This window comes from Anaerotignum lactatifermentans DSM 14214 (assembly GCF_900142265.1).
Taxonomy (GTDB): domain Bacteria; phylum Bacillota; class Clostridia; order Lachnospirales; family Anaerotignaceae; genus Anaerotignum; species Anaerotignum lactatifermentans.
Genome location: NZ_FRAH01000013.1, coordinates 21,898 through 37,697, shown reverse-complemented (window position 1 = coordinate 37,697; position 15,800 = coordinate 21,898). Strand labels below are relative to the sequence as shown.

12 protein-coding genes are annotated in these 15,800 nt (G+C 58.0%); all 12 read left to right on the top strand.

Annotated elements, in window-relative coordinates; all coding sequences use genetic code 11:
• The first annotated feature begins 65 nt into the window (after positions 1 to 65).
• The 12 genes from BUB35_RS05255 (at position 66) to BUB35_RS05200 (ending at position 15,736) form a co-directional block, all read left to right on the top strand.
• Positions 66 to 8,042: an SNF2-related protein gene (locus BUB35_RS05255; RefSeq protein ID WP_200777570.1), complete on the top strand. Its 7,977-nt coding sequence runs from the start codon at positions 66 to 68 to the stop codon at positions 8,040 to 8,042.
• Between the two features lies 1 nt (position 8,043).
• Positions 8,044 to 9,120, top strand: coding sequence for a DUF3849 domain-containing protein (locus BUB35_RS20250; protein WP_072849826.1), 1,077 nt, complete (start codon positions 8,044 to 8,046; stop codon positions 9,118 to 9,120).
• The gene (locus BUB35_RS05245) at positions 9,117 to 9,461 is read left to right on the top strand and encodes a plasmid mobilization protein (RefSeq protein WP_072849824.1); all 345 of its coding nucleotides are present in this window, start codon (positions 9,117 to 9,119) and stop codon (positions 9,459 to 9,461) included. Before BUB35_RS20250 ends, BUB35_RS05245 begins: the two co-directional genes overlap by 4 nt.
• Positions 9,462 to 9,602: 141 nt before the next feature.
• Positions 9,603 to 9,908 (top strand): hypothetical protein, encoded by a 306-nt coding sequence (locus BUB35_RS05240; RefSeq protein ID WP_072849822.1) that lies wholly within the window; start codon positions 9,603 to 9,605, stop codon positions 9,906 to 9,908.
• Complete coding sequence (locus BUB35_RS05235; RefSeq protein ID WP_084730579.1) at positions 9,905 to 10,216, top strand: CD1845 family protein; 312 nt, start codon at positions 9,905 to 9,907, stop codon at positions 10,214 to 10,216. Before BUB35_RS05240 ends, BUB35_RS05235 begins: the two co-directional genes overlap by 4 nt.
• A gap of 102 nt (positions 10,217 to 10,318) precedes the next feature.
• A complete protein-coding gene (locus BUB35_RS05230; protein ID WP_072849820.1) occupies positions 10,319 to 10,912 on the top strand; it encodes a type IV toxin-antitoxin system AbiEi family antitoxin domain-containing protein in 594 nt (197 codons plus the stop codon).
• Positions 10,909 to 11,757, top strand: a complete 849-nt coding sequence (locus tag BUB35_RS05225; RefSeq protein ID WP_072849818.1) for a nucleotidyl transferase AbiEii/AbiGii toxin family protein — start codon at positions 10,909 to 10,911, stop codon at positions 11,755 to 11,757. The genes BUB35_RS05230 and BUB35_RS05225 overlap by 4 nt, the downstream gene beginning before the upstream one ends.
• Positions 11,754 to 12,104 (top strand): hypothetical protein, encoded by a 351-nt coding sequence (locus BUB35_RS05220; protein WP_072849817.1) that lies wholly within the window; start codon positions 11,754 to 11,756, stop codon positions 12,102 to 12,104. The genes BUB35_RS05225 and BUB35_RS05220 overlap by 4 nt, the downstream gene beginning before the upstream one ends.
• 59 nt (positions 12,105 to 12,163) lie before the next feature.
• Positions 12,164 to 13,576 (top strand): relaxase/mobilization nuclease domain-containing protein, encoded by a 1,413-nt coding sequence (locus BUB35_RS05215; protein WP_072849815.1) that lies wholly within the window; start codon positions 12,164 to 12,166, stop codon positions 13,574 to 13,576.
• A 230-nt stretch (positions 13,577 to 13,806) separates the two neighbouring features.
• Positions 13,807 to 14,001 (top strand): MerR family transcriptional regulator, encoded by a 195-nt coding sequence (locus BUB35_RS05210; RefSeq protein WP_072849813.1) that lies wholly within the window; start codon positions 13,807 to 13,809, stop codon positions 13,999 to 14,001.
• Entirely contained in the window at positions 13,998 to 14,690 is a 693-nt protein-coding gene (locus tag BUB35_RS05205) for a response regulator transcription factor (RefSeq protein ID WP_007045920.1), read from the top strand. The genes BUB35_RS05210 and BUB35_RS05205 overlap by 4 nt, the downstream gene beginning before the upstream one ends.
• An 8-nt stretch (positions 14,691 to 14,698) precedes the next feature.
• Positions 14,699 to 15,736 carry a sensor histidine kinase gene (locus BUB35_RS05200; protein WP_072849811.1) on the top strand — a complete coding sequence of 346 codons (1,038 nt, stop codon included), beginning with the start codon at positions 14,699 to 14,701 and terminating at the stop codon, positions 15,734 to 15,736.
• Positions 15,737 to 15,800 lie beyond the last annotated feature (64 nt).

The window sequence follows — 15,800 nt, the reverse complement described above, 5'->3', positions numbered from 1 at the left end:
ACCAGCCGGGGCGGCCACCGTGCCGCCCCTTTTCGATTCCTGAATGGAAGGGAGGACAGATAACCATGCCAACCAAAGCAGAAATGTACGCGCAGATGGCGGAGAAGGTCGCGGTCCAGCTCACCGGCAGTTGGCAGGAGTGGGCGGGCTTTCTCACCACTGCTGCCCGGCTCTACAAGTATCCATTCCATGAGCAGCTGATGATCTACGCTCAGCGCCCGGACGCTACCGCCTGCGCCGAGTACGACCTGTGGAATGACCGCATGGGCCGGTATGTGCGGCGCGGTTCCAAGGGCATCGCCCTGGTGGACGATTCCGGGGACCGGCCCCGCCTGCGCTATGTGTTCGATATTTCCGACACCGGCACGCGGGAACATTCCCGCACCCCCTGGCTGTGGCAGCTGGAGGAACGGCACATTGGGCCTTTGTCGGCTATGCTGGAACGCAACTACGATGTGAGCAGCAACGACCTGGCCCAGCAACTGGCTGATGTGGCCGCCAAGCTGGCGGAGGAATACTGGGACGAACACAGGCAGGACATTCTCTATATCGTTGACGGTTCCTTTTTGGAGGAGTACGATGAGTACAACATCGAGGTGCAATTCAAATCCGCCGCCACCGTCAGCATCACCTATGCCCTCATGTCCCGCTGCGGGCTGGAACCGGAGCAGTATTTCGGCCATGAAGATTTCATGCCGATCTTCGACTTCAACACCCCTGCGGCCATCGGGGCGCTGGGCACGGCGGTCAGCCAGGTAAACCAGCAGGTGCTGCGGCAGATCGGCGTCACCATCCAGAACTATGAACGTGAACAACTCGCAGAAAGGAGCGTCACACATGGAGAACAACCTGACTTACACGAGGAACGGAGATTACCTGATTCCCGACCTGAACCTGACCGAGCAGCCGCAGAGGCCCCTGGGCAAGTACGGCAGGATGCGCAAAGCGTACCTGAAGGAGCATCGGCCCATCCTGTACAACCAGCTGCTGATGAGCGAGAAGCTGTACCCGCACCTTCAGGAGATCGACGAGACCGCGAACAGCCGTCTGGAGCAGATGATGCCCCGGTTGGCCGAGGCGGCGGGCGCGACGGAGGAACTGAAAGCCCGCGACCCGATGCAGTGGGTGGGCCTGATGAACACCTGCAAGGCCCAGGCCGAGGAGATTCTGATGGCGGAACTTATCAACAGCTGAGCTTAAACCTGTTCCTCTCCGAAGCGGAACAAATCCAGAAAATTGATGAAGCAGAGAGTGTGAAAACGCCCTCTGCTTCTTTTTTTGCCCAGGAGCAGCCGCAGCCAGAAGCTGGCGACTATGAGGCGGAGGCGGTAAAGCCTACCCTCCGAGAGCTGCATGAGAAATATAAGCCCATCATTTTGGAGGCCGTTACCCAGGACGCCCGATACCGCAACGCCTGTGGTCACAGCGATTATGAAAGTGCCGTGATTGAAGGCAGATCGGCCATCCGCCGCGCTGTTTTGTCGTCCGGCAACAGGGAGCTGCTCCAGCTCTATTCCTATACGCCGGAGTTCCGCCAACGCTTGCACAGAGAAATCATTGACGAGACCTATCCGCGTCTCCACGAGCTGCTGCGCCCGCTTTCGCAGGATGACATCGACGATGCCATCCGCGCTTGGAATGGGGACGTTGCCAGCAAACGTGCGGTGGTCCACTATATGGCAGATCATGCACGAGAGAAAGATACCGCTGCCTGGCTGGCCCGCGAATATAGCGGCGGGGACAGCACAAAGCTGTTGCTCGCCCGCGCCGGAAGCTCCGTAGAAATGGAATTGCCGTGGCCCAAGGTGCAGCGACGGATTGCCCAGCTCATAGCGGACGGCACTTTTCTGACAGAACAGGAGCGCCAGCCGGAAAGGCAAGAGCAGGATGCCCGCCGGTATCAGGTGGTGGTCTATCACCATTCTGAGAACGGCTTTGATGAGCGCATGGAATATCCCACACGGGAAGAAGCCGAAAAAGTCGCTCAGGGCTATGTGGACGGCACGATGGAGCCGGACGGCTTTGCCTACGATGGCGCGGCGGTCTACGATTTAGAACAGCGGACCTACCTGCGCATTTTTGGCAACTACCCGGATGAGGCCGCGCAGGCGCAGGTTACGCCGCCCGATCTGTCCGGCCAGCCCGTCACCCGCGAGGGAGACACCATCACCATCGGGAACGGGGAGCCGACCCATGAGATCGACATTACCGTTTCCGATGAAGAATACGAGGCCATTCAGCAGGCTATCCCGGAGGAAAAGGTCTATGACCCAACCGCGCCGGTCTACCATGAGGGAGATACGGTCTATCTGGAAAATCAGGAATACCAGATCACAGAACTGCGGGCGGATACCGTACAGCTTCTTCCTTCCGGCATGGCTTACCCAATCTTCCGGGCCGAAAGTCGGGAACGGTTTGAGACGCTGCTGCGCGAGGATGCCCGCAACGAGGCCATCACCGAGTTTCTGCCCATCAACCCTGATACCGCAGACCAGGACTTGCGGGACGTGCTGGCCCACGGCCTGATCGGTGCGCCGGATAAGGCGGAGATTTCCGAGCTGCTGCGCAGCGGCGAGTCCAACGCTGAAATTGCCCAGTGGTTGAGTCGGGCTTATCCCGACATCATCGAGACGATGGAGCTGGAGACCGGCGACACCGCCGACTACCGCACCATACCCGAAGGCATCGAGCTGGAAGTGCTGGACGCGGACGAAAAACGACTGGCCATGTTGTTCTTCCGCTGGGATGAGGTCGCGCCGCTGCTGCGCGGGCTATATGCCCGCCAGCTGGACGGCTTTGTGCAGGAGCAGGAAGCCCCTGCCGACGTGGAAGAACCTGCCGAAACCGCCAAGCCCATTGAAGAAGCCGCCGAGGCACCGGAGTTCCATTCCGAACCGGTGACCGTCTATCCTGGCGAACAGAACCATTTGCCCTATGACGTAGTGGTGGAACGGCTGCACGTTGACCAGCCGGAACCCACGCCGCCCGAACCGACGCCGGAGGAAAAGCCGGAACACTCGGTTTCTATCCCGGTCAACGGCGAGTGGCAGACCTTCCCCAACCAGAGGGCAGCCGAGCAGGCGGCCTATCAGGAGTATCGGGACAACCTGCGCCGTAATGCCGAGAACTTCCGCATCACCGATGACCACTTAGGCGAGGGCGGCCCCAAGGCCAAGTACCAGGCTAATGTGGCGGCAATCAAGCTGCTGAAATACCTGGAGGAAACCACCGGGCAGGCTACGCCGGAACAACAGGAAGTGCTGTCCCGCTATGTGGGCTGGGGCGGCGTGGCGGACGCCTTTGACCCGGACAAACCCGCGTGGGCCGCTGAGTATGCGGAGCTGAAGGAACTGCTGACCCCGGAGGAATATGAAGCGGCCAGGGCCTCCACCCTCAACGCCCACTACACCAGCCCCACTGTGATCCGCGCCATCTACGACGCGGTAGAACAGATGGGCTTCCGCACCGGCAACATTCTGGAACCGTCCTGCGGTGTGGGCAATTTCTTCGGGATGCTGCCGGAGAGCATGGCCGGCAGCCGTCTGTACGGCGTGGAACTGGATTCCATCAGTGGCCGGATTGCAAAGCAGCTCTACCCCAAGGCCGACATCACCGTGGCAGGATTTGAGACCACCGACCGGCGGGATTTCTATGACTTTGCCATCGGTAACGTCCCTTTCGGACAGTATCAGGTGAACGACAAAGCCTACAACAAACTGGGTTTCAACATTCACAACTACTTTTTCGCAAAATCGTTGGACCAGGTGCGGCCGGGCGGCGTGGTGGCTTTCGTCACCAGCCGCTATACGATGGACGCCAAGGATTCCACCGTGCGCCGGTATCTGGCCCAGCGGGCCGAGCTGCTGGGGGCCATCCGCCTGCCAAACAATGCGTTCAAGGCAAATGCCGGAACTGAGGTCGTTTCGGATATTCTCTTCCTGCAAAAGCGGGACCGTCCGCTGGACATTACCCCGGACTGGACGCAGACCGGCCGGACCGAGGAAGGCTTCACGGTCAACCAGTATTTTCTCGACCACCCGGAGATGGTGCTGGGGCAGCCCACCGCCGAAAGCACCCAATACGGCAAGCAGGATTACACCGTGGTCCCCATCGAGGGGCTGGAGCTGGCCGACCAGCTGCACGACGCCGTACAGCACATCCACGGCACCTACCAGGAGGCCGCGCTGCCGGAGCTGGGCGAGGGCGAGGACATCGACGATTCCCTACCGGCTGACCCCAATGTGAAGAATTACTCCTACACGGTGGTGGACGGCGCGGTGTACTTCCGGGAAAACAGCCGCATGGTGCGCCCTGACCTGAACGCCACCGCCGAGGCCCGCGTCAAAGGGCTGGTGGGGCTGCGGGATTGTGTGCAACGGCTCATCGACCTGGAGATGGACGCCGCCGCGCCAGATGCCGACATCCGGGCGCAGATGGCCGAGTTGAACCGCCGCTATGACGATTTCTCTGCCAAGTACGGTCTTATCAATGACCGGGCGAATCGGCTGGCCTTTGCCGATGACAGCAGCTATTACCTGCTCTGCGCGCTGGAAGTACTGGACGAGGATGGCCGGTTGGAGCGCAAGGCAGATATGTTCACCAAGCGCACGATTAAGCCCCATGAGGCCGTCACCACCGTGGACACGGCCAGCGAGGCCCTGGCGGTCTCCATTTCTGAAAAAGCCAGCGTGGACATGGCCTACATGGAACAGCTCACCGGCAAAACCGGCGAGGAACTGGCCGCCGAACTGCGGGGCGTGATTTTCCGCCTGCCCGGCCCGGTGTCGGAGGGCGAGCGGCCCCAATACGTCACGGCGGACGAGTACCTGTCCGGCAACGTGCGCCGGAAGCTGCGCCAGGCCCAGCGGGCGGCGGAACAGGACCCGGCCTTTGCCATCAATGTGGAGGCCCTGACCGCCGCCCAGCCCAAGGACCTGGACGCTTCTGAGATCGAGGTGCGGCTGGGGGCAACCTGGATCGACAAAGAGTACATCCAGCAGTTCATGTACGAGACATTTGACACGCCCTTTTACCTTCAGCGCAGCATCGAAGTCCACTACTCTGCGTTCACCGCTGAGTGGCAGATCTCCGGCAAAAACGCTGTGGGACAGAGGGATGTGGCGGCCTATACCACCTACGGGACCAGCCGCGCCAACGCCTATAAAATCCTCGAAGATTCCCTCAACCTGCGGGATGTGCGTATCTACGATACTGTTGAAGATGCGGACGGCAAGGAGCGCCGGGTGCTGAACGCCAAGGAGACCACCCTGGCCGCCCAGAAGCAGCAGGCCATCCGGGAGGCGTTCAAGGACTGGATTTGGCGCGACCCGGAGCGGCGACAGGCGCTGGTGCGCCAGTATAACGAGGAAATGAACGCCACCCGCCCCCGCGAATATGACGGCAGCCACATCGTTTTCGGCGGCATGAACCCGGCCATCACCCTGCGGGAACACCAGAAAAACGCCATCGCCCATGTGCTGTACGGCGGCAACACGCTGCTGGCCCATGAGGTGGGCGCAGGCAAGACCTTTGAAATGGTGGGGGCCGCGATGGAGGCCAAGCGCCTGGGGCTGTGCCAGAAATCCCTTTTTGTGGTGCCCAACCACCTGACTGAGCAGTGGGCTTCGGAGTTCCTGCGTCTGTACCCGTCCGCGAACATCCTGGTCACAACCAAAAAGGACTTTGAAAAGCACAACCGCAAGAAGTTTTGTGCCCGCATCGCCACCGGCGACTATGATGCCATCATTATGGGCCACTCTCAGTTTGAAAAAATCCCCATCAGCAAGGAACGCCAGGAGCGGCTGCTGCATGAGCAGATTTGGGAAATCACCGAGGGCATCGCCGAGGTGGAGGCCAGCGGCGGCGAGCGGTTCACGGTCAAGCAGCTGGAGCGCACGAAAAAGTCTCTGGAGGCACGGCTGGAAAAGCTGCAAGCCGAGGGGCGCAAGGACGATGTGGTGACGTTTGAGCAGTTGGGCGTGGACCGGCTGTTTGTGGACGAGGCGCATAACTACAAGAACCTCTTTCTCTACACAAAAATGCGCAACGTGGCTGGCCTCTCCACGACGGACGCGCAGAAATCTTCGGATATGTTCGCCAAGTGCCGCTATATGGACGAGATCACCGGCAGCCGCGGCGTTATCTTTGCTACTGGCACACCGGTCAGCAACTCCATGACCGAGCTTTACACCATGCAGCGGTATCTCCAGTATGACCGGCTGCAAGAGCTGAGCATGGCACACTTTGACTGCTGGGCCAGCCGCTTCGGGGAGACAGTGACGGCGCTGGAGCTGGCCCCGGAGGGCACCGGCTACCGGGCCAGGACCCGGTTCTCCAAGTTTTTCAACCTGCCGGAACTGATGAACCTGTTCAAAGAGGTGGCCGACATCAAGACCGCCGACCAGCTGCACCTGCCTACGCCCCAGGTGGAGTACCACAACATCGTGGCCCAGCCTACCGAAATCCAGAAAGAGATGGTAAAGGCTCTCTCCGAACGTGCGTCCGAAGTACACCGGGGCAGCGTGGACCCATCGGTGGACAATATGCTCAAGATCACGTCGGATGGGCGAAAGCTGGGGCTGGATCAGCGGATCATCAACCAGATGCTGCCGGACGAACCGGGCACCAAGGTCAACCAGTGCGTGGACAATATCATGCAAATCTGGCGGGACGGGCAGGCAGACAAGCTGACCCAGCTGGTGTTCTGCGACATCTCCACGCCCCAGGCCAAGCCCGCCAAAAAGGTAGCGAAGGCCCTGGACAACCCGACCCTCCACGCTTTGGAGGACGCGGTGCCGCTGGATGAGCCGGAACCGGCCTTTACCGTGTATGAGGACATCCGGCAAAAGCTCATCGCCAAAGGTATGCCCGCCGAGCAGATCGCCTTTATCCACGAGGCCAACACCGAGGTGCGCAAAAAGGAGCTGTTTTCCAAGGTTCGCACCGGCCAGGTGCGCGTCCTTCTGGGCAGCACCCAAAAGATGGGGGCCGGAACCAATGTGCAGGACCGCCTGGTGGCGCTGCATGACCTGGACTGCCCGTGGCGGCCTGGCGACCTGGCCCAGCGAAAGGGCCGCATCGAGCGTCAGGGCAACCAAAACGAGACCGTCCATGTGTTCCGCTACGTCACCGAAGGAACATTTGACGCCTATCTCTGGCAGACGGTGGAGAACAAGCAGAAATTCATTTCGCAAATCATGACCAGTAAAAGCCCGGTGCGCTCCTGCGATGATGTGGACGAAACGGCGCTTTCCTTTGCGGAAATCAAGGCGCTGTGCGCCGGAGACCCCCGCATCAAGGAGCGCATGGACCTGGATGTGGACGTGTCCCGGCTGAAGCTGCTGAAGGCCGACCACCAGAGCAAGCAGTACCGGCTGGAGGACCAGCTGCTCAAAACCTTCCCGGAGGAGATCGAGAAAAACAAGGGCTTTATCGCCGGGCTGGAAGCGGATATGGCGACCCTGGCCGCCCATCCCCACCCAGAGGACGGCTTTGCCGGCATGGAAGTCCGTGGCGACACCCTCACCGACAAGGAGAACGCCGGGGCGGCGCTGCTGGACGCCTGCAAGGAGGTCAAGGGGTCCGACCCGGTGCTGGTTGGCAGTTATCGGGGTTTTGCTATGTCGGTGCAGTTTGACGCCTGGAAACAGGAGTATACGCTCCTGCTGAAAGGCCAGATGACCCACCGGGCGACCCTCGGCACCGACCCTCGCGGAAACCTCACCCGCATCGACAATGCACTCGGTCAGATGCCCCAGCGGCTGGAGGCGGTGAAGAACCAGTTGGACAATCTCTACCAGCAACAGGCCGCCGCCAAGGCCGAAGTGGGCAAGCCCTTCCCCCAGGAACAGGAGCTGCGGGACAAATCCGCCCGGCTGGCCGAGCTGGATGTACTGCTGAACATGGACGGCCGGGGCCGCCCTGCGCCGGAAGCGGTTCTTGCCAAGAGCAGCCGCCCCTCGGTGCTGGAAGGGCTGAAACGCCCGGTGCCGCCGCGCTGCTCTGAGAAGAAACCCAAACACCACGAACAGGAGGTGCGATAACATGAATACCGATAAAAACACGGCCCTCTATGAGAAGATGGCCGCCGAACAGGATAAGTTTCGGGACTGGCTGAAAAGCCAGCCGCCGGAGGAAATCTTAAATCATGCCTACGAGTATACGGTCCGGGAGGACATTCTGATGGCGATGGAGGAGTTGGACCTGCCCCAAAGCCGGGCCGCCGCGTTGCTGGCCTCCCCGTCCCCGCTGGCGGATGTCTACAAGGAGTTTGCCGACCGGGAAACTTCCTACATGGATGTGGTGCGGGACAGCATCGAGCAGCGGGCCGAGGCGGCGCTGGATGCCCAGCGGGAACTGCCGCTCTACCGGCACGACGCCGCCTATGCCCGTGAGCAGGGCAACCTGGATTTGTACCGGGCGTCCCGGCGCGCCAACATCGCCTGCAAGGAGGCCATCGAGGCGTCCATTTCGGAACATTACCGGGACAACCGGCTGGACAAAGACGCGGTGCCCCAGGTGATCGAGCAGTTCGGCTACACCCGTACCCTCTATGTGCTGGCGAACACTGTGCAGCAGAAGGAATGGGACGGGCGGTTCAGCCCGGCCAACAAGGCGTGGGCCAGGACCGTGGACATCCCGCCCAACCCGGATGGCTTCGGCAGCGACCGCAACCTGGACTTCGTGGTGGACGGCCACCCCGGCCTGGTCGATCTGTTCTTGAGCCAGGCGCGGCAGGATTATTTGCGGCTCCAGCCGCTGACACCGGAGGAGATTCACGTCGAGGCCGCCCGGCTGTTGCAGGAGCTTCGTGCGCCGGATACGCCCAACAGCCCCCACGGCACCCATTACATGGCCCGCGTTTCGCCGGATTTTCTGGCCCGCGCCGGCACCCAGGCCCACGACCAGCTGATGGCGCTGCTGCCGTTCCGTAGCCTGGCGATCACCGGCATGAAGGACCTGCCCGGCACCTATGTCACCATTCTGGCCAGCGAGGACCGCTCCAAGGGGCTGCGCCAGCGACGCCCCTCGGTCCGCCGCCAGCTGAAACAGGAGCCGCGCCCTGCTGAAAAGCCGGAGAAAAAATCCCCCATCCATAAGAAAAAGGAGCCGGAACGGTGAGCGCCCCCAAGCGCAAGCGGGAGGTGCAGCTGAACTTCCGGGTCTCGCCGGAAGAACTGGCGCTGATCGAGCAGAAGATGGTCCAGCTGGGGACAAAGAACCGGGAAGCCTATCTGCGCAAGATGGCCCTGGACGGTTATGTGGTGCGCCTGGAACTGCCGGAGCTGAAGGAGCTGGTCTCCCTGATGCGCTATTCCAGCAACAACCTGAACCAGCTGACCCGCCGCGTGCATGAAACCGGGCGCATTTATGACGCCGACCTGGAGGATATATCCCGGCGGCAGGATGCTTTGTGGGATGGGGTGCATCAGGTATTGACCCAGCTGGCAAAGCTGTCGTGACAGGGGCATACGCCCCGGCTTTGAGGGAGGTCCGGCGCGTGCAGGCTGCTGCGCCGGGCCTCCCTCTTTTTTCTTTGCCCGTATCGTTGCACTTTTGCGGGCCGCAGGCGATAATATCATCAGAAACGGAGGTGAAGGCTGATGTTGACATTTGAAAATATCTTGGAGTTGTTTCAAGAGTATCTGCTGTGTGACCCGGAGGAAGAAGTCCTCCCCTGCAAGCGCGGCTATGTTCGATTGACCTGGAACAAGGATTCCCGCTACTGCGTGGACGGCATCCTCTGCCGGACCCCGGAGGAACTGTTTGACCTGCTGCTCACGGATTACCAGGACTTTGAATTGCTCCGCCGGACGAAAGGCCGCCGGGAGGTTACAGAAGCCGACGAAAAAGCCGTGGAAGAATTGTGCCAGCCCTACCTGGACTGGCGGAAGGAGGCGCTGAAATGAGAGCTGTGCTGTTTGTTTTGAAATTGGGGCTAAAAATCCTTGCCGCGCCGGTGGTGCTGGCGCTGATGCTGTTCACCTGGCTGTGCTTCGGGCTGCTGTATGTGTCCAGCTTCATCTTCGGCCTGGCCTCCACGGTGGTGGCGCTGCTGGGGGTCGCGGTGCTGGTGACCTACTCGCCGCAAAACGGCGTGATCCTGCTGGTGATCGCCTTTCTGGTCAGCCCGCTGGGCCTTCCGATGGCCGCCGCCTGGCTGGTGAGCAAGGTGCAGGACCTGCGGTATATGATCCAGGATGCGGTGTATGGCTGAACAGGAAACGAAGAATTGCCGGGAGTGAAGCCCCGGCAATTTTTAACTTTACTTTTGTGCTAATTTCGCGTATAATATTAGCATGAAAGGAAGGTGAAGAACGTGAGCCAATTTCAACAGCTGGACCAGCTGATGGAACGTCAGGACGGAATGCTGCGCACCGGGCAGGCCCTCGCGGCCGGGATCTCAAAACCTGTTTTTTATCAGTTTGTACGCTCCCGCGGGTTGGAACAGGCGGCGCATGGGATTTATCTTTCCAAAGACGCCTGGGTGGACGCCATGTATCTGCTGCATCTTCGTTGTCCGCAGGCGGTTTTTTCCCATGAAACGGCGCTGTTTTTCCACGACCTGACCGACCGGGAGCCGCTGGCCTATTCCATTACGGTCAAGACGGGCTACAACCCCACCCGGCTTAAAAGTGAGGGCGTTCAGGTCTTTACCATCAAGGCGGAGCTGTATGAGGTCGGCCTGACAACTGCGCAAACCCCCTTCGGCCACGATGTGCCGGTCTATGATATGGAACGGACGATCTGCGATGTGCTGCGCAGCCGGAGCCACATCGAGATGCAGACATTCCAGGACGCTTTGAAAGCGTATGCCCGCCGGAAAGACAAGGACCTGCGGACGCTGGTGCGCTATGCCAAACTGTTCCGGGTCGAGAAGATTTTACGCCAGTATTTGGAGGTGCTGTTATGATAAAGACAGCCAGACAGCTGAAAGATTTGATCCGCAACCTGTCCAGGAAAAACGCTGCGGACGCGCAGATTCTGATGCGAAACTACATGATGGAGCGGTTCCTGGAGCGTATCTCCCTCTCGGCCTACCGGGACAAATTTATCCTCAAGGGCGGGATGCTGGTGGCCGCGATGGTCGGGCTGGATGCCCGCTCTACGATGGACCTGGACGCAACGGTCAAGGGGGCCAACATCAGCGTGGAGGATGTGGAGAACATGATAGCCGAGATCATCGCTGTTCCCATTGATGACGGCGTTACCTTCCAGGTGAAAAGCATTTCGGAGATCATGGATGAAGCGGAATATCCCGGCATCCGGGTGACGATGACAACGCTTTTTGACGGGGTACGCACGCCGCTGAAAATCGACATTTCCACCGGCGATGCCATCACCCCTAAAGAGGTGCGGTACAGCTTCAAGCTCATGCTGGAAGATCGCTCCATCGACGTTTGGGCCTATAACCTGGAAACTGTGCTGGCTGAAAAGCTGGAAACCATCATCACCCGGACCACGACCAACACCCGCATGAGAGATTTTTACGACATCGCCATCCTGCAACAACTCTATGGCAGCACTCTGGACCCGCACGTTCTCCATGACGCGCTGCTGGCGACAGCCCACAAGCGCGGCACCGAACGCCATCTGGCCGAGGCCGCCGAAGTCTTTGATGAAGTGGAGAACAGCCCGGTCATGCAGGACCTGTGGGCGGCCTATCAGAAAAAGTTCTCCTATGCGTCCGACCTTGGCTGGGATACGGTCATGGCTGCGGTCCGTCAGCTGTTCGCTCGTTGCGAGGGCACGGTATGAAAAAGCGTGGGCACTACTGCAAGGTCTGTGGCGAGTATAAAGCCAACGAAAAGTTTTCCGGCAAAGGCCATGCCGCACACATCTGTAAAACCTGCGCCGCTCTCCCGCCAGAACGGCAGGCAGAAGAAATGACACTTACCCGGCTTGTCAACCTTCCCTGGAGATTATCCAAAGAACAGCTTTCGTGGCTGAAGAAGCGGATGAAAGACAGGCGGGATGCCGTGCGAACCCTGGCGACGGAACAATATGAAATTCGGTTCCCGCCCAGGATAGAACTGGATGAATTGGAAGATGACTTTGAAGAAGATTTCGATTTTTATATGGACGAGGAAACTGATATAGAGTAAACCGATGCGGTCTGTGATGAGCAGGCCGCTTATTTTTTGGAATAGGAGGCGGACCCCACATGGCCACCACCCGCATTATACCGCTGCACGCCGGCAAGGGCCGCACGGTCGGCAAGGCGATCAGCGACATCATCGACTATGTAAAAAATCCAGAAAAGACCGACCACGGTAGGCTCATCACCAGCTACCAGTGTGACAGCCGCGTGGCCGATGCGCAGTTCCTGCTGGACAAGCAGACCTACGCCGCCCGCACCGGCCGGGTGCGCGGTGCGGACAATGTGATTGCCTACCACCTGCGGCAGTCCTTTGTGCCGGGCGAGATCACGCCGGAGGAAGCAAACCGCCTGGGCGTGGAGCTGGCCCGGCGCTTCACCAAGGGCAAGCACGCTTTCATCGTCTGTACCCACATCGACAAGGCTCACGTCCACAACCATATTATATGGAACTCCACCACGCTGGAGTGTGACCGCAAGTTCCGCAACTTTTGGGGCAGCACCCGCGCTGTCCACCGTCTGAGCGATACCATCTGCATCGAAAACGGCTACTCCATTGTGGAGGCTCCAAAGCGGCGCGGCCAGAGCTACAACAAGTGGCTGGGCGATGCGGCAAAGCCCTCCCACAAAGAGCAGCTGCGCCAGGCTATTGACCGGGCGCTGGCACAGAAACCGGCCAGCCTGGAGGAGTTGCTGCGCCTGTTGGAGCAGGACGGCTTTACCGTTCACCGGCGTGGAAAAACCATCTCCATCGGCGCGGAGGGCTGGGGCAACAACGTCCGCTTTGACCGGCTGGGAGACGGCTACACGCTGAACGATCTGCTGGCGGTCCTCTCCGGCCAGAAAGAGCATACGCCCCGCAAGCAATCTGCTCCGCAGGCCGCTCCGTCCAAGGTCAATCTGCTGGTGGACATCCAGGCAAAACTCCAGGCCAGGAAAGGTGCCGGGTACGTCCGCTGGGCCAAGGTGTTCAACCTCAAGCAGATAGCACAGACCCTCAACTACCTGTCTGAACACGGGCTGCTGGATTATGCCGATCTAGAAGCAAAAACAGCAGAGGCGACGGCCCGTTACAATGCGCTGTCCGATCAGATCAAGGCCGCCGAGAAGCGCATGGCCGAGATTGCCGTGCTGCGCACCCACATCGTCAACTACGCCAAGACCCGCGAGACCTATGTAGCCTATCGCAAGGCTGGATATTCAAAGAAATTCCGGCAGGAGCATGAGGAGGAAATCTTGCTGCACCAGGCGGCCAAGGAAGCCTTCAACGAGCTGAATGTGAAGAAGCTGCCCACCATCAAGGAGCTTCAGACCGAGTACGCCCAGCTGCTGGCGGACAAGAAAAAGGCTTATGGAGAGTACCGGCAGGCCCGCGCCGCCATGCGGGAGCTGCTGACGGTCAAGAACAATGTGGATCGGGTCCTGGCGATGGAGCAGACCGAACCGCAACAGAAAGAAAAAGACCACGGCCAGCGGTGAGCTGGTCGCGGTCAAAAGCGTTCGCAAGAACGCGCAGCCACAGATTGAAAATCTGTGTTCCAAGGGGGCTTGGGGGACTTCCCTCAACAAGCGCGTGGGGCTATCTGGATAGCCACAGGCATCGCTTGCCAGTCACTCTGCAAACCTTTATCTATAACTTTGCAGCGCAACTCCGTATTCTTGCTTTGTTCGAGAAAAAGAACTATAATGGCTTTTATGGAGGCATGAACATGGACTATATGACTTTGAAAGAGGCAAGCAAAAAATGGGGTGTGACCCCTCGACGGATAAACTACTATTGTGCGGCTGATCGTATTCCCGGCGCAGTAAAAATGGGAACCGTTTGGCTGATACCCAAAGGCGCTCAAAAGCCCGCCGACAGAAGATTCAAAAGCACACGCTGTAAGGATGGTGAAAACAAATGAAGCACATTTTCTTTGTGGAGGATGACTTGAGTTTAATCAACGGCCTGTCCTTTGCAATCAAGAAGCAAGGCTATGAACTGACGATTGCGCGTACCAGCGTTGAAGCTGAACAGTTGTGGACGAATGGTAACTATGATCTTGTGATTTTGGATGTGACATTGCCGGACGGATCAGGCTTTGACCTGTGCCGGAAAATCCGGGCGTCCTCCAAAGTGCCGATCATGTTTTTGACGGCTGCCGACGAAGAAACGGATATTATCATGGGTCTTGACATTGGCGGCGATGACTATATGACAAAACCATTCAAACTGGCTGTGTTCCTTTCCAGGATCAATGCCTTGCTGCGGCGTAGTGAAAACTTTAATCAGGAACAGGCTGAGACAGAGCTGCAATCCAATGGTATACAGATTCAGCTTCTCAAGCAAAAGGTTATTAAAAACGGGACACCGCTTGACTTAACAGCCAGCGAATATAAGTTACTGTGCCTGTTTATGGAAAACCCGAACATCATTCTTTCTCCAGAGCAAATTCTGAGCAAGCTCTGGGATTGTGATGAGAAATACATTGATAACAATACTCTGACTGTGTATATCCGGCGACTCCGAACAAAAGTAGAAGATAACCCTGCTGATCCTCAAAAGATTGTGACGGTCCGACGTATGGGGTATAAATGGAACACAACGGGATGAGGTGAGCCATGAAAATACTGGTCAATCGAAAAATTAAACGGCTATTTCTGTATGTGTTGCTATCGGTGGCAGTGTTCACCGCAGCTTCCGTTCTCACAATTTGCCTGGGACTGAATAACGCGGCCCTTTATGTGGCAATCGCTGCCCTGTTGATGGCGCTCATTATTTGCACTGCTCTGTATTGGTATTTCCGAGATCAAAGCAAGACCATGAATGAGGCCATCACACAGATTCGGGAATACATAGCTGGGAACCAGAATGCCCGTATCGAGTGTGATGATGAGGGTGACCTGTACCGGCTGTTCCATGAGGTCAATTCTCTGGTCACGATTTTGAACGCCCATGCTGAGAACGAAGGGCGTGCCAAAACTTTTCTGAAGGATACCATCTCAGACATTTCCCATCAGTTGAAAACGCCATTGGCTGCCCTCAACATTTATAATGGTTTAATGCAGCAAGAGGTGCAGAACAGCTCGGAATTAAAAGAATTTGCCTCCCTCTCTGAGCAGGAGTTGGATCGAATTGAAAGTCTTGTGCAAAACCTTTTGAAAATTACCAAACTGGACGCAGGAACCATAACATTGGATAAACAGCCACAAAATGTTGCGGATATGATGGGCTATATCGAAAGGCATTTTGCCTATCAGGCACAACAGCAGGAAAAAACTCTTGTTCTTTCAGGGGATGAGGAAGTCGCCCTTGTCTGCGACCAGACTTGGCTGATCGAAGCAATCAGCAATATCGTGAAAAATGCTTTTGACCATACTAAGGAGGGAGCTACCATCCGTCTTACATGGCGGGCTTTCGCTTCTATGGTGCAGATTATCGTAAGCGATAATGGCAGCGGTATCCACCCGGAGGATTTGCCACACATTTTCAAGCGGTTTTACCGCAGCCGTTTTTCAAAAGATACCCAGGGAATTGGTCTGGGATTGCCATTGGCGAAAGCGATTATAGAAGATCATAATGGAACGATTGAGGTGAATAGTACGTTAGGTGTAGGGACAACCTTTACCATCAATTTTCTGAATCCTACAAAACTGTAGGATTCCAGTCATAATGCAGTAGGGTTGACGTGCTACTCTTTCTACATCAAAACAGAAAGAGGTG